This is a genomic window from Anaerolineales bacterium (assembly GCA_037382465.1).
In the GTDB taxonomy this organism is placed as follows: domain Bacteria; phylum Chloroflexota; class Anaerolineae; order Anaerolineales; family E44-bin32; genus WVZH01.
Genome location: JARRPX010000017.1, coordinates 55874 through 78792 on the forward strand (window position 1 = coordinate 55874; position 22919 = coordinate 78792).

21 protein-coding genes are annotated in these 22919 nt (G+C 56.1%); 7 read left to right on the forward strand and 14 right to left on the reverse strand.

What is annotated here, in order from left to right; all coding sequences use genetic code 11:
• Positions 1–58 precede the first annotated feature (58 nt).
• From P8Z34_06530 to P8Z34_06540, 3 genes are all read left to right on the forward strand, one after another.
• Positions 59–400: a hypothetical protein gene (locus P8Z34_06530; protein MEJ2550319.1), complete on the forward strand. Its 342-nt coding sequence runs from the start codon at positions 59–61 to the stop codon at positions 398–400.
• Between the two features lie 138 nt (positions 401–538).
• Positions 539–1756 carry a methionine adenosyltransferase gene (gene metK, locus P8Z34_06535; GenBank protein ID MEJ2550320.1) on the forward strand — a complete coding sequence of 406 codons (1218 nt, stop codon included), beginning with the start codon at positions 539–541 and terminating at the stop codon, positions 1754–1756.
• A 122-nt stretch (positions 1757–1878) separates the two neighbouring features.
• Positions 1879–2988 carry a hypothetical protein gene (locus P8Z34_06540; protein ID MEJ2550321.1) on the forward strand — a complete coding sequence of 370 codons (1110 nt, stop codon included), beginning with the start codon at positions 1879–1881 and terminating at the stop codon, positions 2986–2988.
• Positions 2989–3079: 91 nt separating this feature from the next.
• On the opposite strand, the gene P8Z34_06545 is transcribed toward P8Z34_06540, so the two are convergent.
• Positions 3080–4570 (reverse strand): PKD domain-containing protein, encoded by a 1491-nt coding sequence (locus tag P8Z34_06545; protein ID MEJ2550322.1) that lies wholly within the window; start codon positions 4568–4570, stop codon positions 3080–3082.
• A gap of 201 nt (positions 4571–4771) precedes the next feature.
• Here P8Z34_06545 and P8Z34_06550 point away from each other — a divergent pair, with 201 nt between their 5' ends.
• Both P8Z34_06550 and P8Z34_06555 read left to right on the forward strand, forming a co-directional pair.
• Positions 4772–5317 carry a sigma-70 family RNA polymerase sigma factor gene (locus P8Z34_06550; GenBank protein MEJ2550323.1) on the forward strand — a complete coding sequence of 182 codons (546 nt, stop codon included), beginning with the start codon at positions 4772–4774 and terminating at the stop codon, positions 5315–5317.
• Positions 5310–6266 carry a DUF5667 domain-containing protein gene (locus tag P8Z34_06555; GenBank protein MEJ2550324.1) on the forward strand — a complete coding sequence of 319 codons (957 nt, stop codon included), beginning with the start codon at positions 5310–5312 and terminating at the stop codon, positions 6264–6266. The genes P8Z34_06550 and P8Z34_06555 overlap by 8 nt, the downstream gene beginning before the upstream one ends.
• 47 nt (positions 6267–6313) lie before the next feature.
• On the opposite strand, the gene P8Z34_06560 is transcribed toward P8Z34_06555, so the two are convergent.
• The 8 genes from P8Z34_06560 to P8Z34_06595 form a co-directional block, all read right to left on the reverse strand.
• Entirely contained in the window at positions 6314–6928 is a 615-nt protein-coding gene (locus P8Z34_06560) for a LysE family transporter (GenBank protein MEJ2550325.1), read from the reverse strand.
• Between the two features lie 52 nt (positions 6929–6980).
• Positions 6981–8309: a 30S ribosomal protein S12 methylthiotransferase RimO gene (gene rimO / locus P8Z34_06565; protein ID MEJ2550326.1), complete on the reverse strand. Its 1329-nt coding sequence runs from the start codon at positions 8307–8309 to the stop codon at positions 6981–6983.
• Positions 8309–9241: a DUF4115 domain-containing protein gene (locus P8Z34_06570; GenBank protein ID MEJ2550327.1), complete on the reverse strand. Its 933-nt coding sequence runs from the start codon at positions 9239–9241 to the stop codon at positions 8309–8311. The genes rimO and P8Z34_06570 overlap by 1 nt, the downstream gene beginning before the upstream one ends.
• A gap of 76 nt (positions 9242–9317) precedes the next feature.
• The gene (gene rplI, locus P8Z34_06575; protein ID MEJ2550328.1) at positions 9318–9962 is read right to left on the reverse strand and encodes a 50S ribosomal protein L9; all 645 of its coding nucleotides are present in this window, start codon (positions 9960–9962) and stop codon (positions 9318–9320) included.
• A 144-nt stretch (positions 9963–10106) separates the two neighbouring features.
• Positions 10107–10517: a GNAT family N-acetyltransferase gene (locus P8Z34_06580; GenBank protein ID MEJ2550329.1), complete on the reverse strand. Its 411-nt coding sequence runs from the start codon at positions 10515–10517 to the stop codon at positions 10107–10109.
• 84 nt (positions 10518–10601) lie between these two features.
• Positions 10602–11498: an SPFH/Band 7/PHB domain protein gene (locus P8Z34_06585; protein MEJ2550330.1), complete on the reverse strand. Its 897-nt coding sequence runs from the start codon at positions 11496–11498 to the stop codon at positions 10602–10604.
• A gap of 36 nt (positions 11499–11534) precedes the next feature.
• Positions 11535–12137 (reverse strand): NfeD family protein, encoded by a 603-nt coding sequence (locus tag P8Z34_06590; protein MEJ2550331.1) that lies wholly within the window; start codon positions 12135–12137, stop codon positions 11535–11537.
• Positions 12138–12340: 203 nt separating this feature from the next.
• Positions 12341–13486, reverse strand: a complete 1146-nt coding sequence (locus P8Z34_06595; protein ID MEJ2550332.1) for a GNAT family N-acetyltransferase — start codon at positions 13484–13486, stop codon at positions 12341–12343.
• A 177-nt stretch (positions 13487–13663) separates the two neighbouring features.
• Here P8Z34_06595 and P8Z34_06600 point away from each other — a divergent pair, with 177 nt between their 5' ends.
• On the forward strand, positions 13664–14416 hold the full coding sequence (locus P8Z34_06600; GenBank protein ID MEJ2550333.1) for a prolipoprotein diacylglyceryl transferase: 753 nt from the start codon (positions 13664–13666) through the stop codon (positions 14414–14416).
• Positions 14417–14589: 173 nt separating this feature from the next.
• Here the strand turns inward: P8Z34_06600 and P8Z34_06605 are convergent, their stop codons facing one another.
• The gene (locus P8Z34_06605; GenBank protein MEJ2550334.1) at positions 14590–16329 is read right to left on the reverse strand and encodes an NAD+ synthase; all 1740 of its coding nucleotides are present in this window, start codon (positions 16327–16329) and stop codon (positions 14590–14592) included.
• 463 nt (positions 16330–16792) lie between these two features.
• Between P8Z34_06605 and P8Z34_06610 the strand changes: the two genes are divergently transcribed.
• Positions 16793–17179, forward strand: a complete 387-nt coding sequence (locus P8Z34_06610; GenBank protein MEJ2550335.1) for an MGMT family protein — start codon at positions 16793–16795, stop codon at positions 17177–17179.
• Positions 17180–17248: 69 nt separating this feature from the next.
• On the opposite strand, the gene P8Z34_06615 is transcribed toward P8Z34_06610, so the two are convergent.
• The 4 genes from P8Z34_06615 to P8Z34_06630 form a co-directional block, all read right to left on the reverse strand.
• Positions 17249–18346: an ABC transporter permease gene (locus P8Z34_06615; protein ID MEJ2550336.1), complete on the reverse strand. Its 1098-nt coding sequence runs from the start codon at positions 18344–18346 to the stop codon at positions 17249–17251.
• Positions 18343–19182 carry an ABC transporter ATP-binding protein gene (locus P8Z34_06620; protein ID MEJ2550337.1) on the reverse strand — a complete coding sequence of 280 codons (840 nt, stop codon included), beginning with the start codon at positions 19180–19182 and terminating at the stop codon, positions 18343–18345. The genes P8Z34_06615 and P8Z34_06620 overlap by 4 nt, the downstream gene beginning before the upstream one ends.
• A gap of 194 nt (positions 19183–19376) precedes the next feature.
• Positions 19377–20807, reverse strand: coding sequence for an LCP family protein (locus P8Z34_06625; protein ID MEJ2550338.1), 1431 nt, complete (start codon positions 20805–20807; stop codon positions 19377–19379).
• Positions 20808–21025: 218 nt separating this feature from the next.
• Positions 21026–22912, reverse strand: coding sequence for an ABC-F family ATP-binding cassette domain-containing protein (locus P8Z34_06630; protein MEJ2550339.1), 1887 nt, complete (start codon positions 22910–22912; stop codon positions 21026–21028).
• Between the last annotated feature and the right edge of the window lie 7 nt (positions 22913–22919).

Here is a 22919-nt window from a genome sequence, read left to right on the forward strand (position 1 = left end):
CTACGAAACCCCTCCGGGACAAGGTATAATTCACCAACTCGCATCCCTGAGGAATACCTTGAGCGATCCTGAACCACGCAGACGATCGGGCAGCAACAGCAGCAGTTTTTTCGATGGCCTCTCGATGAGAATCCGGTTGATTCTGCGTCTGATGCGTGACCCGCGTATCAATCCCATCCTCAAACTCCTTCCCATCGGTGCCTTGCTCTACCTCGTAATTCCGGAACCCATCGTCGGTCCCATCGACGATGCTTTTTTACTCTGGCTGGGAACGACGCTGTTCGTCGAACTCTGCCCCCAGCAAATCGTCCAGGAACATTGGGCGGAACTCACCTCCGTCATCGATGCGGAATGGCATGAGGTTAAAGATACCGAATTGGATAATCCGGATGCCGATTAATAATCGGTCAGGATCGCAAACGCAGGTCGTAGTGCATTATCCGCAAGTCTACGGCCGAAGTAACGCTTCTTCCATGTGTAAATTGTACTGATGTAAGCAGAGTTTCAATCCTAAAAAATCGCCCAAAAGGAGATCTTCATGACAACAACCTTCATGACCTCCCCAAAGCACTTCATCACCTCCGAGTCCGTGACGGAGGGTCACCCGGATAAAATCTGTGACCAAATCTCCGACGCGGTTCTGGATGCGATTATTGCCCAGGATCCTTCCGCCAGGGTGGCCTGTGAATGCGCCGTGACGACGGGTCTCATCTTCGTCACCGGCGAAATTACGACGAACACCTACGTCGAGATCGCCGAAATCGCCCGGCAAACCGTGCTCGATATCGGCTACGACCGCGCCAAGTATGGTTTTGACGGAGAGACATGCGGCGTGATCGTCTCGATCAAAGAACAAAGCCCGGACATCGCCCTCGGCGTCGACAAGTCACTCGAATCCAAGAAGGGCGAAATGAAAGCCCAGGACGATCTCGAGACTCTCGGCGCCGGAGATCAGGGCATGATGATCGGATTCGCCTGTACGGAGACGCCGGAATACATGCCCCTACCGATCTCCCTGGCGCATAAGCTATGCAAACGCCTATCCGTGGTTCGCAAGGAAGGCATCCTGCCGTACTTGCGGCCGGACGGCAAAAGCCAGGTGACCGTGGAATATTGCAAAGGCGTACCGGCGCGCCTGGACACAGTGCTCATCTCATCCCAGCATCACGCGGACATCACCAGCGAACAAATCTTCGACGACATCGTCGCCAACGTAGTGAATCCCATCGTCCCTGCCGAACTGCTCGATGATAAGACCCGTCTGCTCGTCAACCCCACCGGGCGGTTCGTGACGGGTGGGCCAAAGGGTGACTCCGGGCTTACCGGCCGGAAAATCATCGTCGACACCTACGGTGGAGTCGCCCGGCACGGTGGCGGCGCATTCTCCGGTAAAGACCCCACGAAGGTCGACCGCTCGGCGACGTACATGGTGCGCTACGTTGCCAAGAATTTAGTCGCCGCGGGCGTGGCCGAACGTATGGAAGTGCAGGTCAGCTACGCCATCGGCGTTGCCCATCCCACCAGCATCTCCGTGGAAACTTTCGGCACCGGCAAGATTCCGGACGAGAAAATCATCCAGCTCATTCGCGACAACTTCGACATGCGCCCCGGCGCGATCATCCGCCACCTGGACCTTCGACGCCCGATTTACCTGGCGACGGCCGCCTACGGGCACTTCGGTCGGGATGACATCGATGCGCCATGGGAACGCCTGGACATGGTCGACAAGCTCAAAAAACAAGCCGACCTGGAATAACGGCGACCTCCACGATAGATTGAGTAAATCGCTCGATTCAGCGCGACGACGCGATTTCGCGCGCATCGTAGTCAAATTGAGGGATACGCCGTAAAGACAGAAACGGGAGAAAACCCAAGGACATGCAACCCGGCGCCATAACCCCACCAACCTTCGAACCTCGCTGTCAAGCGACGACGATCGGCAGTTTGCCCCACAAAGATGTCGAGCGAGGCACACGGCTCATGTTCGCCAGCACCCCGAGCATTCCCTCCTGGGTTCAATTTCCGCGGCGCGCCTTCCAAGAAAATATGATGGTCCAATTCACGGAAGGTCTGCCCGGCTTGGTCAAAGATGGGGACCGGGTATATTTCGACACGCAAGCCGCCGACTATACCGAGCAGCTCACGCTTTTTTACGATCGCTATCTCAAAGTGGTGGAAGCGGACGATTCAGACGCTCTGGCTCATTTTCGCATCTCGACGGAGTACGCCGCCGGGTTCGACGCCTTCCTGCGCCACTTACCCTCGGCTGTCGATTCGGCAATCATGCTCAAAGGACAAGTCACCGGCCCGTTCACACAGGGAATCAATCTGCTGGATGAAAATCGGCGCTGCGCATATTACGACGAGACTCTGCGCGATGTGATCGTCAAAACGGTGGCACTCAAAGCCAAATGGCAGCTCACGCAGCTCGGCAGGTTCCAAAAACCGCTCATCCTCTTCATCGACGAACCTTCGCTGCTCGGCTTCGGCTCCCAAACCTTCATCACCGTAAGCGAGGAAGACATCATCGGCGACATCAACGAGGTGGTCGCCTGGATCCACGCACATGGCGCCCTCGCCGGTGTACACTGCGAGGAAGATACGGATTGGTCGCTGCTCATGGCAACGGACCTGGACATATTGGACTTCGACGCCTATGACCATCTGCGCGCGATGACACTCTATCCGGATGACCTGAACGAGTTTTTCGAACGAGGCGGTGTATTGGGTTGGGGCATCGTACCCACCCTGGATCCAGGAGCTGCTTCGACCGAAACCACCGAAACGCTTCTTGCTCGTTTCGAGGCAGGACTGGAGCGTTTCGAGAAGAAAGGTTTCGAACGTATGGCCCTTCTGTCTCGAGCCTTGATCACACCCAGCTGTGGCGCCGGAGGCGTACTCACCGAACCACTGGCCGAACGTGTCTTACAGATCCTGCCGGAGTTTTCCCAAACGCTGCGAGAGCGTTATGGTCTGGAAGCAAAATGATAATGGATTAAATAAAACGTGGGTTGGCGGCACTCGGGTGCAGATGCCACCAACCCACTCGTCTTTGGAGTTCGAGCAAACTCCGCAGTTGTCACTTGTTCTTCTGATAATATTTACGCACGCATCCCCAGTCGGAATTGCAGGTTCCTTTATACAAGGCCCAAACCGCATCTTCACCGATACCAAATTTACTCGCAATCTGTGCCGCCGTCCGCTGGTCCTTTTCATCCTGGCGTGGGGTTCGATCCTGTTCACGGGCTTGTTTGCGATACTCCTTGATGCCCATGGCCAGAATCTCATCGGCGCTCATGTTCTCGTTGGCCAACTTATACGCCTGTTTGATATCACCCCAGCCATTTCCGGCGTTGTACGCATCTAGCAGCGTTTCCCAATCGACACGCAGCTGATCGGCGGATTTTGCCGCATGGCGCACGTCGCTCAGACTAACGCCCTCAGCGAGATAGGCATCGAGGACCGACAGATCGACGCCTAATTCCTGCGCCGTGCGGTATAGTTGTCCGATCTCCCCGGGACTGGCGCCGGCATCCAGACGTGCCAGCACGTCTTCAAAATCCGTATCGAAGCGAACCGCATAGCGTAACGCAGCACGGATATCCGCGTATTCATAATCTCCGCTCTTGACGAGTTCCAGCAGATCACCGATGCCGATCCCGTCTACCACATCTGCATAACGGTCGAGTTGAGCCAGCATTCCCCAACCTGTACCCTCCAGATGCCAATCGCGAATCTCCTCCCAGGTCAAACCTTCGATTGACTCTGCCAGCTTGATGGCATGGTTGAGGATGCCGAAACCCAATTGCGATCCCGTGAGGCCGCCGACGAAAATATCGTAGATCTCTTCGCACGTATACAGCGTCTCGGCTTGGTCCGGAAAAAGCACGTTGATGCCGTCGGCGATTTTCTGGGCTGCCGGGTGACAGCTACCCTCGCCATCCTCGTCTTCTTCCGGATCGTTGAGTAGAACGGGTAATGTGGCCGAGGCCGAGAGGCCGCAGGCATCGGTCACCTGGACTCGCACCACGACCTTGCCGGGTTCGGAATAAACGTAGCTGGCAGCGCCGGGCGTATCCGGGTCACCAGGCTCATCGAGAACGCCGTCTCCGTTCAAATCCCATGCATAGGAATACGGAGTCTCACCGCCCTCAACCTCCGCCAGGAAGGTGACCAATCCATCGCTCTCCGCGTTGAGCAGTGGCGGGAAGGGTTCGCTCGTCAAGTTCACAGAGGGTCCTTCAATCGAGACGACGCCGCCCGTCTGTTCACTCGCCGCGCCGTCCGTCACGCTGACGGACCAGACGTACTCGCCAGCCGCCAGGTAATCGTGAACGAGGACGTGAGGGAACTCGCTGATCCCTTCTTCTACAAGCAAGACGTCGTCTCCGAGGTTCCAGGTCAACTCGTATGCGGGTGAATCTCCGGGCGAGTCCACTACAAACTCGGCGCTCGAACAACTCACCGTCGTACCCACAACCAGTGGGGAATTTATCTGCGCGCCGGCGGCAGCCGTCGGCACCAGGAGCGTCGCCAATGCGATGTAAGTGAATAGTCGCGCTCGCGTCATGATCGTATCCTCCGCATTGTTCGTGGTTTCGCCTTGCCGTTAAATATCTTGACACCAACAGGACGTGTATAATCGATTCCGATTTCAATCTGGCTAACGTCCGGACGACGCCGTTGTTACTCGAGTGAACAAGGTACCATAGTCCTATAAAACTTTCGGTGTAACAATTGCAGACACCTTACGTTGTTATGAGTAGAACAAGTGCATCCATTATCCGATGACGCCCGCTTGATTTCTCTGGCGAAAGCCGGAGACATCGAGGCATTTGGAGAGCTTTACACCCGCTATCTCGATCCAATTTTCCGGTACATCCGCACGCGGGTAAGCGAAGACCAGACAGCCGAGGATCTCACCGAAGAAGCCTTCCTGAGAGCGTTCAAGGCGCTGGGCAAGTACGAAGAGCGAGGTCTGCCATTTTCAGCGTATTTGTATCGGGTGACGAAGAACTTACTGGCGGACTACTATCGAAAACACAAGGAGGAAACGGCGCTCGAAGATGCCCATCACGCACCTGCACCAGGCATCAACGCGGACGAAAAACTCATTCGAGCGGAAAGGTACATCATGTTAGGTCGGGCGTACGCACAACTGCCAGATGATTATCAGGAGGTCATCCGCCTGCGCGTCATCCTCGGCATCTCCACTTCGGAGGCGGCAACGTGGATGAACCGTAGCGAAGGCGCGCTTCGAGTTCTGCTTCACAGGGCGCTCAAAGCCTTACGCGAGCAAATGCTGAACGATGGATAAAAAACCGAGTTTGCGTACCGAGGAAATTTTAGACGATTGCATCACCCGCCTTCAAAACGGCGATGATGGCATAAAAGCCTTGCGGCGCGATTTCCCGCAACAAGCTCAGGAACTGGCTCCCCTGGCGGAGATCGCTCGCCAGATGCAATCGGTTTTTCATGCGCCTGCAGCCAGCGCCGATTTCGCACACAATTCCAAAATCCGGCTGCTCAATCGCCTCCGCGCCGCTCAGACACCTACGACGGCGGCCAAACGACGGATGCCCGCAGTTAAGCGACTATCGTGGCGCCCGGCCCGCGCGATCGCAACGTTGGTAATCACATTCGCACTTCTACTCACCTCCACGGGCGTTGCCCGAGCTTCGAGCGACGCCCTGCCCGGAGATGTGCTCTACCCCGTTAAACGCGGGGTGGAAGAAATCCGCCTCGCCATTACCTTCAGCGAAAGCGGTGACGCCGAACTACTGAATGACTTCACGACCGAACGAGTGGACGAAATCGAAGCGCTCATTCTTACCGGCCGTGACGAGTACCTCGACGAGGCTCTCGAGGATTACGAAGTCATGCTCGATCGGCTCGTCACACAGGTCACACAGTTGTCCCAAAGCGAAGATCAGAAATCACTCGACCGTCTCGCCCTCAGCCTTTTGCATCAAGTTGAGGTCCTCGAACGTGTGAAAGCCAACGCACCGGATGACGTTCAAGTGAAGATGGAAGAAGTCAAAGAACAGACGCAGCACGGAAAGGATGTTGTCGAGACTATTCGTCAGGGCGGAGATCCAAGCGATCTGGCGCCCGGCCAGGTAAAGAAACAGACTCCCCAATCCGATTCAAGCGAGGAAGACCACGTCCCGGGTAAGACGAAAACCCCGAAACCGAAAGAGAAGAAAACACCCGGCCCGCCACCGTGGGCGAATCCGGGCGGCCAGGATAAAAAGGACGAAGATTAGCCTTAAGTCGGGCAGATCGACCGCAGCAAGCTCATATTCCCAGCCGATCAAGTGCGCATCAACAAACGCAAACCAAGACCAACGACAACCAGGTTGCCCGCCAGACTCAACGCGAGACGGATGCGGTCTGAAATTCCCTTTCGTAATATCGCCCCGATGAACGCCAACAAGCTTTGCCATGAGAAGGATGCAAATCCGGCGCCAAGCACGAACACCGTTCGCTCCAGGATCGTGCTGGAATCCCCCAGCGTGCCGCCGAGGATCAGCGCACTGAAATAAACGACGGTCAACGGATTGAGCGCCGTAAGCAGCAAGAATTGCACGTAGAGTTTCCAGTATCCGGCCTCGGGATTCGCATTCTCGATCGGATCTGCGATCCGCAGAGAACGCCGCATGCCGAAAATCCCCAGCCCTACCAGCAGGATCGAGCTTGCGAGACGTACCGGGTCTGCGTATGGTTCCAGAAAAGTGGCCAACACACTCCCCACTGCAGCAGCCAGTGCGGCGAAGAGAAAATCGACCGTCGCAGCGCCGCTTCCGGCGACGAAACCTGCAGTAAATCCCTTGCGCAGTGTCGTTTCCACAATCAAAAGAGAGATGGCGCCAACCGGAATGGCAATGCCGTATCCGGCCAACAAACCCTCAACCAAAATTGTAGTCATCTTCCTTCAGCATTCCGTTCTTCGATGTTCGAGCGTGGAAGATTTCACGTCATCAGTCGGCTGCTGCTCCGACGAGATCGTAGGGCATGGCGCTGTCGATTCTCACGGGCAGCATTTCACCCAGCGGATGCTCGCCGTCGATGATCACCAAACCATCGATCTCGGGTGCATCCCGGAACGACCGGCCCAATGTGATGCCGTCTCCAACACCTTCCGTCAAAACCGGAAGGATGCGCCCGACGAAGGTTTGATTTTTCTCCAGGGAGATCTGTTGCTGCAGAAGCATCAAACGACGCTGCCGCTCGACTTTCACCTCTGACGAAATCGGATCTCCCAGCGCTTCACTCTCCGTCCCCACTTCCGGAGAAAAAGTAAAAACGCCCACCCGATCGAAGCGAACCTCCGAGACGAAATCCAGCAGAGTCTCGAACGCCTGCTCCGTTTCGTTGGGATAGCCCACGATGAACGTGGAGCGCAAAGCCACATCCGGCACAGCGCTTCGTAATTTCTCCAGCGTACGATGCACCCACTCGAGGTTCGCCGGTCGCCGCATACGCCGCAGCACCTCGGGATGCGCGTGCTGCAGCGGCATGTCGATGTAGGGGACGATCTGGGGATTCCCGGCGATCACCTCGATCAGGCGATCTGTCACGCAACCAGGATAAGCGTAGAGAATGCGCAGCCAATCGATATTCGGGACCGCCTTCACCAGGTCCTCGATCAACACAGCCAACCCGTCCTGGATGCCCAAATCATGTCCGTAATCCGTCGTGTCCTGCGCAATGAGATTGATTTCCCGCACGCCGCGATCCTGTAAAAGTCTTGCATCGGCGAGAATCCGTTCGGGCGGCCGGCTCACGGCCGTTCCCTTGATCAAAGGAATGGCACAGAACGCACATGGACGTCGGCATCCATCGGCGATCTTCAGGTATGCGCTTGCACCCTGAACCGCCGTGCGCGGGACGGCTAGGTCCTCGTCACCGACTTCAGTTTCTTCAGGGAGATAGAAGATGGTTTGGGGTGTCTTTCGATTCCGCAGCACTTCGACGAGCTGCACGATGTCCATCCAGCGCCGGGTTCCAATCAATCCATCGATGCCCGGCACCTGCTGAGCGACCGCTGCGCCAAACCGCTGGGTGAGACAACCGGCAGCGATCAGCATTTGCCCGGGTTGTTTGAGATTTGTGAGACGTTGGAGTTCGGCGAGTGATTCTTCGCGCGCCGCATCGATGAAACCGCACGTATTGACGATTATCACGTCCGCGTCCGCCACGCCGTTCGCGGCCTGACAACCCTCGCAGGCGAGCAAGGCAGCCATAGATTCAGAATCGACGCTGTTTTTCGCACATCCCAGCGATACGAGATGGAAACGCAGCTTCACTATTCCGCCTCGGGAGTTTGCTGCGAGGTCGGCGACGTCGCCGGGGTGTCCGTGGCAGGAGGCGACGCCGTGGGAGTTTGAGTCTGCGTGGGCGTCGGGGTGAGAACCCCGTCCAGGGTCCAAATCCTGATCACAATTTGGCCCACGTCCCCCATCGTTCCTTGATCCTGCCCGTTGTAATAGATGCGCACACCAGCACCGTTGCCGGTCGTGACTTCGACAGATTCCAGGCCGTTGAAGGTTTGCTCTTCCCCGGGCAGCATTCGTCCACTGAAAGTTTCTTCACCGTCCACCAACACACGCACCCAGGCACGCTGCTTTGCCGAAATTCTAAGATTCACTTCGCTGTTCAGTCCCAGGACGAGAGGCTGTGTGGGCGCCTCGACCTCCGTTTCGGGCGTCGTCTCGCCTGGACTGGCGGGAATCAACGTGGATTGTGCCGTCGCTGTGTGCGTTATCGTGGGCGTTTCGCTGGGAATGAAAAACGTCATGGCTTCATCGGTCGCCTGCGCGCCCTGGCGGAGGGATTGCATCAGGCGGCTGCTGCCCCAGATCAAGACCGCGATGACGGCCAGGATGATCGTGGCTGTGATAAAGAGGTCGAAAGACAACCAGCGCGGCCTGCGGGAGTGGATCTGCACGGACGGCCCGCTGCGTGCTTCAATTTGCGCCACCGGATTTTTCAATTTCGGACGACGGGATTGGAGTTTCTCCGCGTATTCGAGCAAGATTTCGTCTGAATCCAGCCCGAGAAAATCCGCGTAATTTCCGAGGAACCCGCGCACCTGCACGGGCGACGGCAACGAATCGATGTCTCCCCGTTCGAGAGCCGCCAAATGATATGTGCGAATGCGAGTTGCTTGCTCGACCTCTTCTAACGTAATACCGAGGCGCTCACGAGTTTCTCGCAGTCTCTGACCAATCTCCTTCATATCCGCCTGGGATTAAACAATACCACCAACTGTGGAGCGGATGGCCGCTCGCGTTGGTGGCATTCGAACGAACCGATTAAGATTTCTCGTCGCTGGCCGCCTCGGCGGGTTCGCCTTCCGCATTCAGACCCTCTTCAGTCTGCGCTTCGGCGAGTTCCGCTTCGGCCTCCATCGCGTGTTCTTCGGTCTCGAGTTCAGCCTTCAATTCCGCAAATGCTTCGACCGGCTCCTCAGGAATACCTTCCTCGGTCAACTCGTAGGCTGATTCGGGCGGTTCATCTTCACGATGCACCACGACCTTGATCTGCGGCACCAGATCGACCGTCAGGCGAATGTCCACGTCGTGAACGCCGAGGGTCTTAATGGGTTGGCTGTCGATCTGTCTACGATCGATCGTCACCTTGGAGGTTTCTTCTATCGCCTCAGCGATCATCGCCGTCGTGACCGAACCATACAGCCTGCCCATCTCTCCGGCCTTAACCGGGAAGAACAGTTCCAGCCCTTCCAGCACTTCGGCGACCGAACCCAATTCCTGATTGAGGCGTGCCCTTTCCTCGGTCGCTTTCTCGCGAATCCGCTCGGCCTGCTTCAACATTCCCGGCGTGGCCAACGCGGCCAGTCCCTGCGGAAGCAGGTAGTTTCGCCCATACCCGTCGGCCACTTTCTTGATGTCACCGGCACGACCTAATTTATAAACGTCTTTCAGGAGAAGTACTTTCATGATTATCCAAGCCCTTTCTAGAAAATTTGAGCGCCTCAGCGGGCGCTCGAGGGCGAAGGGTACAACGCCCTGGCCAACGAATTCTACCAGAGCCTGCTGCTCCGGTCAAAGTGTAAAACAGGCCGTTTCGGCAGCTCTCTTGAACTAATTTCCCTCCGGGCTTTTTTGCGCGCTGGTGTTCTTCTCCATTACGATACCGTCCTCACCGTCGGCATAATAGCGCGACCAGACATCGACTTCGACGTATCCGCAGCGTCGATACAGGCTCTTCGCCGCCTCGTTGGAGTTGCGCAGAGTCAAACGCATGCGCGGCATGCCGAGTTGCTGCTCGCAGGCGATTAACAAACTGCGCCCGATGCCCTGGCGCCGAAAGTCGGGATGGACCCCGATCGAGGCGATCCAACCCAGACTTTCTCTCCGCCGCCTGTCTCCGATCACGAAACCGATCGGACGATCTTCGGACACCGCCTTGAGGCGAACGATCTCCGGAAACGTAAGCGCCGCCAGACAATCGATCCAGGGCCAGGCATCGCGGCCAAAACAGGCTTTCTCCAAAGAGATGAAGGTGGAGAGATCGCGCCAGGTCGCTTGCTCGATGAGCGCCCCGGATCGAGTTGTCGTTTCCTCACCCAGCGTCGTTTATTTCTCCTTGCCCAAACGGAAGTTCTCCAGCATGCTCGTGAATTCCATCGGGAAGATGAACTTGGTCGCCGGGCTGGTACCCATGGTCTTCAGGGTTTCGAAGTACTGCAAGGTCATCGTCTTCTGGTCGATGGTGTTGGCGATGCTGTAAATCTTGTCTAACGCCGCCGCAAAACCTTCAGCCCGCAGCAGTTGGGATTGCCGATCGCCTTCCGCACGCAGGATGTTTGCCTGTTTATCACCGTCGGCTTTCAGAATCGCAGCTTGTTTTTCGCCGTCCGCCACGTTGACCGCCGCTTCCCGCTGGCCCAGAGATTCCGTGACTACCGCACGCCGCACACGTTCCGCCGTCATCTGGCGATTCATCGCATCCTGCACTTCGCGCGGCGGGATGATCTCCCGAATTTCGACGTTGGTTACTTTGACGCCCCAACGCTCTGTGACTTCATCCAGCTTCACGCGCAGCGTCTGGTTGATGTGGTCTCGCTGCGAGAGCACGTCATCGAGCGGGATGGCACCGATCACCGAACGCAGCGTGGTCGTGGCCATACCTTGCGCAGCGGTTTCGAAATTACCAACCTGGAGCACACTTTGCTGGGCTTCGACGACCTTGTAATACCAGATGAAGTCGATAGCAATGGGCGCGTTGTCCAACGTGATCGACGTCTGGTGGGGAATCTCGCGCACCTGCTCGCGCAGATCCACTTTAACTCCCTTGTCGATGAACGGGATGAGCAAGACCAAACCCGGACCACGTTCGCCCACGCAGCGGCCCAGGCGAAAAACCACCAGCCGTTCATATTCCTGAACGATGCGAACGGCACTTGCAAAAATGGATATACCGAACAACGCAACGACGCCAACGCCACAATAAATTACCCAAGGGCTTCCCATTTTATCCTCCTTTATCGAATTCGAAATATGATTGGATCATTCAACAGGCTCCACAACCAAGATCAGGCCTTCTCGATCACAAACCCGCACTTTGGTTCCCACATCCAGGGTTGATTCGGCACGTGCTGTCCACAACTCACCGGATATGTATACCGAACCGGTTGGATCGAGCGGCGTGCGCACTTCGCCGATCTCGCCCAGAAGCTTGGATAAATCGATCACGGGCTTCGATTTGTAGGCGATGATGGAATTGCGCAGCGCAATCCAGAAGTAGGCCATGGTTACCACTGACGTGATTACCGCCACTACGGGATATACCCCTACTCCCCCTCCTTCGGGTCGGAAAAGAAAAACCGAGCCCGCGCAGAACGCGGCGGCTGATAGCAAAAGCCACATTTCTTCGCGTTTCAAACGCAGCGCGAGCAATAAGAAGATCACCCCAAGGATGAGCACAATGATCGCCCACCAGTGGAGTGCGACCTGACTCATCCCGATGACTGCGATGCCGAGAGTAGAAAATGCCAGGACCTCCAAAACGCCCGTGCCCGGACTGACGATTGCCAAAGCCGTCAGCCACAAACCGATGACAAGTACGAGATATAGCAAGTTGGTGAACAACGGAGAGCCAATAAATTCCATGTCAAACCTCCTTCAGGAAACAGCTTGCCTCAGCATCCTGAGAATATCGAGCGTACTGATTCAAACATACCGCATAACCGACATCCAGCCGACATTTCTCACTGGGAAAATGCCGCTTTCGAGAAGGGAGTTTTTCTTCGTTTCAAGCTGGTGAGAAACACCGAACGCCTTTATACCTTACCTGTCTCAAATTCGCTGCCGTTTTACAATCGCTTTTCATACATTCGATAGGTTTTGTATACTTTCCCACCCAACATCTTCAACGAACGATTCATCATTTCGTTGTTCTCGAGGATCCAACTGCTCTCCGCCATCTCGTAGCCCTTCGCCTTCGCCCGTTTCGCCGTTTCCAGGTACATCATCGCATCCACGCCCCGCGCGCGGTGTTCGGGCATCACGCCCAGAGCGAAAACGCGAATCCATTTCATCTTGGGGCGAATCTTCCAATGCCAGACGAGTTTGAGCATGGTCAACAACTCGGGTTCACTGGGACGGGGATAAGCATAATGCAGCGGCGCACACATATCCGGCAAGGTCAGTCCGACACCAACCACCTCGCCCTCATGCTCCACCATCAACGCCAAATCGGGATCTAAAATCTGCTTCAGTCCGGCGGCGATATGTTCGATTTCGGCCTCGTTCGGTGGAACGAAACCCCAGTTCCGTTCCCACGAGCTGTTGTAGACGCGCTTGAAACGTTCGACCTCTTTATCGAATTCTCTCATTCGAAAGGAACGAACCGTCAACTTCTTGGTCTTCTTGACCTTTTCGACTACGCGGACCAATTTCTCCGGCATGTTCTCGATGAAATCGTCGATGTTGTTGGCGTACGCCAATAGATCCATGGCCTTCACGAAGCCGGCGGCCTCCATGTAATCCACGTAGCGCGGTGGATTGTAGGTCATCAACACTCGCGGGCAATCATCGAAACCATCCACGAGTAATCCCACTTCGTCGTTGGTGGTAAACATCGCCGGTCCGATGATGGAAATATGACCGGCGTTTCGAGCCCAGTCTTCCGCCGTGCGCAGCAAGAGTGCGGCGGCCTCCGGGTCGTCGAGCACTTCAAAAAAACCGTAAAACCCCACGTTGGAATCATGGAACTCGTTGTAGGCGTCGTTGGTAAAAGCTGCGATCGTGCCCACGATCTCGCCGTTACGCCGAGCGAGGAAGTACTCGACGCGCGCGTGTTCGAAGAAAGGATTTTTCTTGGGATCATGGAACTCAAGCCGCTCAGAGACGAGCGGAGGAACCCAGTAAGGGTCGTCCTTGTACACTTTCCAGGGGAAGAAAATGAATTCCTTTCGTTCGTTTTCGTTGGTGACTTTGTTGATCTGCAAATCCGACATGACTCGCCTCCAGAGAATTGACGATTTGATTATACAACGCCGTTGAGAACACCGGGTTGCGAATATCCGTGGCCGACGATCGGCATTCGACGCCGAACACACCTCGGAGAAGCGCTGCACAATACTTTGAAACGCAGCGGCGGCCGATGGTATCATGTTGGTTGGCAAGGGGAGTGCATGCGCAACGCATATTCAGCAATTTTCACCATCGGCATTCTGGCCAGCTTCATCTGGCTGGTATGGATCAGGCCTTCTCCGGAGCGCTCGGTGAAAGGTCGCAAGCGAAACGATCCGCGCCTCGGGGATATCGACGCGGGTCTCGTTGCCCTGTTTCTCGGTTTGCTTGGTGCGCGGGCGGGCTTCGTCTTCCTTCATTGGGAATACTTCTCGAGCAATCCGGTCGAAATGTTCTGGTTCTGGCAAGGTGGATTGTCCTGGACGAGCGGTGCCTTGACGGCGATTCTGGGGATTCGCATCTATGCTGCTGTCAGCGGTCACTCTTTCTGGTCTCTGACCGACGCTTTGGCACTCCCGGCAGGATTCGTCGCACTCTCCGCATGGTCGGGTTGCTACCTCGATGGCTGCGCCTACGGCATGCAAATGCCGCAAAGTGCCTGGACACCGCCGATCGAGGACATGTTCGGCGGCCTCACCTCGCGCTGGCCGACACAGTTGGTGGGGATCATTTCCAGCGTGGTGATACTGCTCTCGCTGTATGCTCTTTCCAATATACGGCCCAAACGCGGCGTGTTGGGAACGCTCAGTCTGACAACGATCGCCGCCGCGGCGTTTGGGCTCAGTTTCACGCGCGCAGACCCGGCGCTTCTCATCCGCGGCATCCGTCTGGATACACTCGGTTCTGCATTGGTGCTGCTCTTGGCCTTATCGGGTCTCGTCTGCTGCACATTGAAAAAGGATGAAAGTGCCTGACCTACGATAAAATCGTTGCATCCCAATGACACCCGTTGGGATGGCCCAAATCCCTTCCCGCTGGAAATAAATATGGGTACGCCGAGAGTAGCGAACCCCGGCGGCCATCTAAATCCAACGATGCACAATTTGCTGACGCTTGAAATCATGGACAAGCGTCTCATCAGGCGGCCTCAGCGGTAGGGGTGGTAGAAATTGGTAATCGGCAGCCGCCAATCCTTGCCAAAGGCCCGCGTCATGACTTTGATTCCAGGCGGACTCTGACGGCGCTTATATTCGCTCCTGTCGATCATCTTGACTACTTTCACGACCTCGTCCCGATCCAAACCAAGTGCGACAATGTCTTCAATACTTCTATTCTCTTCGACATACTTATGCAGGATCGTGTCGAGAATGTCATATTCGGGAAGGGCGTCGCTGTCTTTCTGATCGGGCTTTAGTTCGGCTGAAGGGGGCTTTGTCATCACGCTGTCCGGTATGACCGGCTTCTGACTATTTTGATTGATGAGCTCGCATATTTGATAGATCATGGTCTTGGGAATGTCCTTCAAGATGGCAAAACCACCTGCGGTATCGCCATAGAGGGTGGAGTATCCTACCCCCACCTCACTCTTGTTCCCGGTCGTGAGGACCATCCAGCCGAACTTGTTCGACAAAGCCATGAGTAAGGCGCCGCGAATACGCGCCTGGATATTCTCCTCGGCGACGTTGGGTTCCGTCCCCTTGAATTGAGGTTCGAGCATGTTTAAAAAGGCCTGGAACGTGTCATCGATGGGAATCACCAGAAACTCGATGCCGATGTTTTCTGTGAGGAGAAGGGCATCGTCGCGGCTATGTTGGGATGAATAGCGTGAGGGCATCGAAACGCCGATGACATTTTCACTTCCAAGCGCTCGAGCGGCGATAACCGCCGTAAGCGAAGAGTCGATTCCCCCAGAAAGCCCCACGACGACCTTTTTAAACCCATTCTTCCGTACGTAGTCGTGCGTCCCGAGGACGATAGCGTCCAGCACCTCGGCCAACGGTTCCAACGGCGTGACCAACCGGGTTTCGATGGGATCACGAGTTGCCTGGTATTGAGCGTTGGGTTGCAGAACGACCTGCCGCATCCCCTCCACGCTGTCAACGTCGACGAGTTTCCTTCTGCGAGGATCGAGGAGCCGCTGGTTGATCACAAGTCCGACGTCAATATCGGCGATGAGAATGTGCTCCTCGAATTGCGGCGCACGAGCCAACACGTGACCTTGCGGTCCACAAATCACGCTCCGCCCTTCGAAGATCAATTCGTCCTGGCCACCAATGAGATTGCAGTAGGCGACGAATGCGGCGTTATCCACGGCGCGAGTGGAGAGCATGCGCTCGCGAATCACGCCCTTCCCCATGTAGTACGGGGAAGCAGATATATTGATCAAGAGATGCGCACCACCGCGGGAAGCCTGCTCTTCGGGAGGCCCGGTCGGGTACCATATATCTTCGCATATGCTGACCCCGAAGCGGACCTCGCCCAGGTTGAAGATCGGCGATTGTTTTCCGGATTGAAAATATCGATTTTCATCAAAGACGCCATAGTTCGGAAGGTATCGTTTGGCATAAACTTCTACCAGTTCTTTGTTATGCAGCACCGCAGCCGCGTTATAGAGGTCTGGGGAGGCATACGGGACTCCGACGATTGCGATAATGCCTGCAGTCAATGGTACGAGCTCGTCGAGACCCCTGCGCGCCGCTTCGATGAAATCCGGTTTCAGCAAAAGGTCTTCGGGCGGGTAGCCGGTAACCGACATCTCTGGAAAAACTACGATGTCGACTTTCGACTCCCGGACTTTGGCAATCGCTGAGGCGATTTTCTGACAATTCCCGTCGATGTCACCGACGGTCATATCGAGTTGAGCCAGTGCAATACGAAGCTGAGTCATGGCATTAACCTACCAGATGGAGCACAAGTGACCGGAAAATAGATGGAGTTGTTCCGCTGATCGCCTGTCTAAAAATTACAGGATGTTCTCCATGGGTAATCATATCTTAATCTATCGAGCGCTGCTATTGCAGCCGAACATTCGAGTTTACCGCAACATAAGGCACGAACGCCGGGAAAGGTTTGAGCAGGCAAATCACCTCGAGGGACCACGCCATAGATCGAGATCCTCGTTCGATCGAATGAAATGCGTGGAATTAACCACACAACGGCTATACTGTGGTATCAATTCCGATGAGCGGCTTTCAAGGCGATGCTCGGCGGCCGGAGTTGAAGGCGAGAGTGTAGCAGCTGAAGCGGGCATCAACGGTCTCACGGAAGTGTTAAAAATGATGGCCGGGCAAGTATGGAACACAGACGCCACACTTTACAACTGCCTTATATACTTTTTTCCAGGGGTACAGATGACGGAACGCACCCAGTTTAATCAGCGTGTTTACCAAATCGTAGAGGGCATCCCGTCGGGTCAGGTTTTGAACTACGGCAGAATCGCGGCCTTCATACCTCCACCTTCGGGGATGCCTTACGACAGCTACTGCGCGGTTCGCGCCCGTTGGGTGGGATATGCCATGGCGAGCTGTCCGGAAGGATTGCCGTGGCACCGTGTGGTAAATGCACAGGGAGGCGTCAGCAAGAGACCGGGGTTCGGTCCCGACTTACAACGACAGCTGCTCGAGGATGAAGGCGTCGTCTTCGATGAGAAAGGGCGGCTCGATATTCAGCGATACGTCTGGCGTCCCGATCCGGCCTGGCTGCAATCCCGCGGGCTTCTGCCCCCACCCAAAGAATAGCCCCATCGCCGTCGGATTGAACGGTACGAAATCTGCGATACGGGTGGTGTGAAACCGTCCGCAGAGCTTTTAAGCCTCACGCCGTCGCAGGGACCACAGCACGGCGGCAAACAACAAAACGGATTCAATGAGTAAAATCAATGCGCTCGACCAGGCCTGGCCTCCCTGCCCAGACAATCCCAACGCCAGGCCGCGCACGAGTTGGAACGTCGGCATGGCTTGCAGCGGGGTTGTCAGGAGAGGACTCACGCCCGCCAAGGGTACGCCGGCCAGGATTCCGGGCAGCATCAATGGCAAGAGGATAAAACCACTCCACGTGTTCAACGTTGACATGTTATCGATCAATCCCCCGATCAGCAAGCCGATTAGCGTCATCGTCAAACTGATGAGCACGATGATGAGGATCGACATCAGTGGATCGCCGGTGAAGCCATTGTTGAGGAACATGATCATCCCGGAGGACAGCAACGAATAAATCAAACCCACCAGCAGTTTGCCCATGATCACATCGGGGTAACCTGCCGGCGTGACCAGGATGGCGGCAAGCGTTTTGTGATCTTTTTCTTCTACGAGCAACGTCGGCACGATGAAACTTCCGTTCATCGTCACGGCCATCATGACCCACAATACGATGAAGTACCCCTGAAGTTGTATATCCTGGAAAAACCCGAAAATCGGCTCGCTTGCATTCTCTGCGCTGCCCTGCGCCGGATGAAGTGTGCGGGTGACGACGTTGACGACCGGCGGCCGGCCGGATAGTCCCTCAACAGCCTGCATCAATGTGCGTTGAAAACCGGCCGCAGTTTCCGGATCGTCTTTGAAAATCAAGTCGAGCTCCGGCTGCTCGTCACGACGAAGCTTCGCATCGAACTCGGCCGGAAGAATCACACCGATGGCCGCACTGCCGTTGTCCACTTCCGCTTCTACTTCTTGGGGATCCGTCACGTTCGTCAACGCGACGTTGTCCATGGCCTGGATCGCAGCGAGCACTTTCGTCTCATCCGGGGCATAGAAGGCGACCTTTGTTTCGTTGATCGAATCACGAAACAGATACCCATAAAGCAGCGAAAAACCGATGGGCATGAGGATGACCACCAATAATCTGGCGTTGCGCAGCGCATCGATGAAATCCTTACGTGCCACACTCAGACTTACGCGCAAGTTCATAGGAGCATCCTCCCCGTCAGCCGGATGAAGACATCCTCGAGAGATGCTTCCAAGGAATGGACGGTGAGCACCTTTCCATTCCGCATCCATTGCGCCATTTGTGCAGCATCAGCGGCTTCGTCGAGGGAAAGGAGGTGCTCGCTGTCATCATCCAGAATGACCCTGGCTTTGCGCTCCCCGTACTTGAGTTTCAGGTTGCGAGGGGTATCCATGGCAATTATTTTCCCCTCACTCAGAAACGCCACCCTGCGGCACAGCTCATCAGCCTCTTCCATGTAATGCGTGGTCAGAAACACCGTCGTGCCTGTCTCTCCCAGGTTCTCGATCGTCTCGCGAATCGCCCGCGCCGCAGCCGGATCGAGTCCGCGCGTGGGTTCATCCAGGAAGAGTACTTTGGGCTCGTTCAACAAAGCGCGTGCAATCAGCAAGCGCTGCTTCATGCCGTTGGAAAACACCTTTATCTTTTCCCTGGCGCGGTCCTGCAGTCCTACCCGTTCCAGCAACGCTTCCACACGTTTCTTTCCCACACCATGGAGCTGTGCGAAGAAGGTTAGATTATCGCGGGCGCTCATGCGTTCATAGAGGTTCTGATACTCGAAAACCACACCGATCAGCGGTTTGATCTTCGCCCGCTGTTTGACGATGTCGTAGCCGGCGATGCTCGCTTTTCCGCTCGTCGGTCGAAGCTGACCGGTGAGCATCATGATGGTCGTCGTCTTTCCCGCACCGTTGGGCCCCAGGAAACCGAACACCTCTCCCGCTTCCACACGAAACGTGAGCTGATCCACGGCGACGACACCGTTGTATCTCCTGACCAGTGATTCGGTTTGGATCATGCGGCCTCCAGATGACCCATTTCTTTCCCCCAAGCGATTCGTGAATTGCAGCAATTAACCTGTCAGGTCTGGCTTGCATACGCTGACTGGAGAAATCGGCCTCACTCAACGTGAGAGACGACTTTATTAAAAGGTATCACATTGGGCGATCGAAATCCGCTCTCGATGAAGTTCGCGGCAGCGGGAGACGACACTTACGGAAGTGCCGCATTGAGCATGGACAACACCTGCACCCAATCGTAGCCCAGGATAACCGCCACATCGATCTCAGAGTCTGGGTTGCGCTGGTACAGAATCTGACTCTGAGTCAAGTTGACCAACTCCATCAAGTACTGCGTCGTGTAGGGATTTCCCGTGTAGTCGATCACGTGGGTCTGCGGGTAATCCATCCGATCTGCGTTCGACACCTCCACGACGTTGAAACCGAACTGGCGCAGTAAGTCTGCCGCTTGCCCCGCCAAACCCTCCTCGCCGGCGCCGTTGAGGACGGCGAGGCGAGCCCCTTCCTGCTGTGCCGCTTCGTCCGGTTGCTCTGCATCGATAGAAGGTCCGATGGCTCCCGACGAGGTGAAGATCTCGTCACGCAGGAGCCGGATTTGATCCGGGACGGGTTTGAGCACTTCGGCTTCCTCACCGCCGTAGAGAACCGTCTCGAGAGTGACGTTCGTCGGCGGCGCGATCACGCCGCGGCGGATGTCTTCCTGTTTCACTTTCAGCGCAGTAAGCCCCAACGAAATCATCTCGTCCAGCGACAGATTCGTACGGATGCCGGAGGCCAACTCCTGATAAAGGGCAGGTGCTTTCGAAAGCAGCGAAGGCAGATTTCCCAGGTTGAGGATTTTATTCCGGATGGCGATGGCCACCTGCTGCTGACGGCGAGCGCGGTCGAAATCTCCACCCTCCGATTTCCGCGAACGAGCGTAGGCCAACGCCGTTTCACCGTCGAAGGTGTAGGTGCCTGCCTCCAGGCGAATGGTGTTGTCCGGGCCGATGGGGTCGATTTTGATATACTCGGGAACCTCGACTTGAATGCCGCCAATTTCGTCGACCATTCTCTCGAAGGCGCTGAAGTCGATCTGCATGTAGTATTGAATGGGAACGCCGATGAATTTCTCCACCGTCGCAACGGCAAGCGCCGGTCCACCGCCTGGAAGGCGATCTTTTTCCCCGATGAAGTATGCGGTATTGATGCGGCCGTGTCCGTAATTCGGAATTTCAACCCACAGGTCGCGCGGGATTGAGAGCATCCCCGCCGTCATGCTGACCGGGTCCAAGGTCGCCAGCATCATCGAATCGGTGCGCGGTGGCCCCTCCCCCGAAAGCCAGTCCCGGAAATCGAGGCCCATCAGCAGGATGGTCACACGCTCGGTTCCGTTCCAGGGATCTGGCAGTTCCTCGAGCAGCGGCGCCGTGGGTGTCGTTCCGGGCACCGCCGAGCTGTTCGAAGAGATTTCGAAAGAAGGCAAACCCATCCCCGACCAGGCGGCGGCCAGATCGCGTACTGCACTGAAGATGAGTATGATGGAGAACACCGCCGCAACGAGAAACGCTCCAGCCAGGATGCGGATGATCCGGCTCGAGGGCCTGCGGCGCTTCTTCGCTTGTGGTTTTCGACTTAGTTTCATACTGCCGTATCCATACTCCCAGACTTCAGACAAGATGCCGACCGATGTGTCAATAAAGAATCGAGGGGCGCTTTATGAAACCGCTGCAAATCGCTCCCCAATTTGAAATTCTGTCGGATTATATCACGCAACCAAATTGTCTTTTCCTGCGCAACTCGCCAAGTGCAGAGACGAGTTTCATCCATAAAAACATGCCCTCGTCGGCCTTGTCTTCCCATCTATTCCCCTGCCAGACTCTCCCAGCGATCCAGGCATAAATTCAACTGCTTCTCGAGTTCGGCGTAGGTCTGTCCCAACTGTTGGATTTTCACGTGATCGTTCGTTGAGGCCTGGATTTCTCTCGCCGTTTTTGCCAGCGCGGTTTCGATTTCATGAATCTGCGTCTCGAGTTCTTCGATTCCGGCTCGGGATGGGATGCGGCGTTTCTCGACGGACCGGGCGGTCCGTTTCGGCTTATCCTTTCCCTTCTCGCCTTTCTCACGCCGTGCTTCCAGGTAGGCGGCGTATCCACCTTTCACCACCTCGAGGACTCGCTCGAAGGGTTCGACGACCCACACCTGTGTGGCCAACACGTCGATCAAATAGCGGTCGTGAGAAACGAGCAGGATCGTTCCGGGAAAATCTCCCAACGCCTGTTCGAATATTTCTTGCGAGCGAATATCGAGATGATTGCTGGGCTCATCCAGCATGAGGAAATTCGCGCCCTCGAGCGCCAGAACGGCCAGGGCAACACGCGCCCGTTCCCCTCCGGAGAGGATTTCGATCCGCTTCTCGATCGTGTCGCCCGTAAACAGGAAACGGGCGAGCAGGCTCCGCGCCTCAGATATCTTCAGCTCCGGGGCGACAGCAAGGATGGTTTCTAAAACCGTGTACTTAGGGTTCAGACCCTCGTGTGCCTGGGCGAAATATCCCACGTGAAGACTTGCCCCGAAGTGAACGTCGCCGGCGAACGGCTCGACCTCACGCAGCAGCGTCTTGAGAAAGGTCGTCTTCCCCGCCCCGTTCGGACCGATGATGGCGACACATTCCCCTCTGTGGAGGATCAAATCCGGCACGAGGAAAAGGGGAGTATCTGAATCTGAGTAACCGATCTGCAGATCGTGCGTCTCCAGAACGATGTCACCCGAGCGTTTTACCTCGCCAAAATCGACACGCACGCGCTGCACCACTTTCACGGGAGATATGGCGCTTTCCTGCAGCATCCGTTCCAACCGCTTTCGTCTGCCTTGCGCCTGACGGGTGTTCTGCCCGGCAATGTTGCGGCGTATGTATTCCTGCTCCTTTTGAATGTGCTCTTGCTGCGCTCGATACTCGGCCTCCCGCCGTTGCCGTCGTTCGATGCGCTGGTCCACGTAGGCGGAATAATTTCCCCGATAGGCCTCGAGGCCCGTCGACGACATCTCCAGGATCCTGTCCACAGTATGGTCGAGAAAATAACGATCGTGAGAAACCATCAAGGCTGCGCCGTCCCATTCACGCAGCCAGCCCTCCAGCCATTCGACGGCTTCCAGATCCAGGTGATTGGTCGGCTCGTCGAGGATCAACAGATCGGGATTTTCGAGCAGCAGTCTCGCCAGAAATGCGCGCGTACGCTCCCCGCCCGAGAGTTGTCGAATGGGATGACTGTATTCATCCTCACCGAAACCCAGACCGTTGAGGACGCGGCGAATTTGAGCGGGATAGGTGTACCCACCTGCCAATTCAAACGCTTCCTGAAGCGGACCATAGCGTTCCAGGGCAGCTTCCGCTTCCTCCGGATCGGCCATTTTCTTTTCCAGGCTCGCCAGAGTCTTTTCCTGGGCGCGCAAGGAAGTAAAAGCCTGCAGCATGGAGTCCCACAACGTTTCGGAGAGTTCGTTCCGGCGGCTTTTCGAGTAGCTGACTTCCTGGGGTAGATACCCGATCTGCAGCGAGCGTGCGCGTTGCACGGTGCCCTGGTCCGGTTTCTCGAGCCCGATGAGAACGCGTAGCAAGGTCGTCTTTCCGATTCCGTTGGGGCCAACGAGTGCAATGCGGGCGCGGCGAGGAATCACGAGAGACACCCTGGAAAATACGTCCTGGGCGCCGTACGATTTCGCAACCTCGGAAGCAGATAACAGCGACATCGGAGGG

Bases quoted from the DNA above. Each gene is read 5' to 3' on its own strand.
- P8Z34_06545 (MEJ2550322.1), bottom strand. From the start codon at position 4,570: ATGACGCGAGCGCGACTATTCACTTACATCGCATTGGCGACGCTCCTG.
- P8Z34_06570 (MEJ2550327.1), bottom strand. From the start codon at position 9,241: ATGAAGGAGATTGGTCAGAGACTGCGAGAAACTCGTGAGCGCCTCGGT.
- P8Z34_06555 (MEJ2550324.1), top strand. From the start codon at position 5,310: ATGGATAAAAAACCGAGTTTGCGTACCGAGGAAATTTTAGACGATTGC.
- P8Z34_06540 (MEJ2550321.1), top strand. From the start codon at position 1,879: ATGCAACCCGGCGCCATAACCCCACCAACCTTCGAACCTCGCTGTCAA.
- P8Z34_06600 (MEJ2550333.1), top strand. From the start codon at position 13,664: ATGCGCAACGCATATTCAGCAATTTTCACCATCGGCATTCTGGCCAGC.
- P8Z34_06610 (MEJ2550335.1), top strand. From the start codon at position 16,793: ATGACGGAACGCACCCAGTTTAATCAGCGTGTTTACCAAATCGTAGAG.
- P8Z34_06630 (MEJ2550339.1), bottom strand. From the start codon at position 22,912: ATGTCGCTGTTATCTGCTTCCGAGGTTGCGAAATCGTACGGCGCCCAG.
- rplI (MEJ2550328.1), bottom strand. From the start codon at position 9,962: ATGAAAGTACTTCTCCTGAAAGACGTTTATAAATTAGGTCGTGCCGGT.
- P8Z34_06625 (MEJ2550338.1), bottom strand. From the start codon at position 20,807: ATGAAACTAAGTCGAAAACCACAAGCGAAGAAGCGCCGCAGGCCCTCG.
- P8Z34_06595 (MEJ2550332.1), bottom strand. From the start codon at position 13,486: ATGTCGGATTTGCAGATCAACAAAGTCACCAACGAAAACGAACGAAAG.
- P8Z34_06585 (MEJ2550330.1), bottom strand. From the start codon at position 11,498: ATGGGAAGCCCTTGGGTAATTTATTGTGGCGTTGGCGTCGTTGCGTTG.
- P8Z34_06615 (MEJ2550336.1), bottom strand. From the start codon at position 18,346: ATGAACTTGCGCGTAAGTCTGAGTGTGGCACGTAAGGATTTCATCGAT.
- metK (MEJ2550320.1), top strand. From the start codon at position 539: ATGACAACAACCTTCATGACCTCCCCAAAGCACTTCATCACCTCCGAG.
- P8Z34_06620 (MEJ2550337.1), bottom strand. From the start codon at position 19,182: ATGATCCAAACCGAATCACTGGTCAGGAGATACAACGGTGTCGTCGCC.
- P8Z34_06605 (MEJ2550334.1), bottom strand. From the start codon at position 16,329: ATGACTCAGCTTCGTATTGCACTGGCTCAACTCGATATGACCGTCGGT.
- P8Z34_06560 (MEJ2550325.1), bottom strand. From the start codon at position 6,928: ATGACTACAATTTTGGTTGAGGGTTTGTTGGCCGGATACGGCATTGCC.
- P8Z34_06590 (MEJ2550331.1), bottom strand. From the start codon at position 12,137: ATGGAATTTATTGGCTCTCCGTTGTTCACCAACTTGCTATATCTCGTA.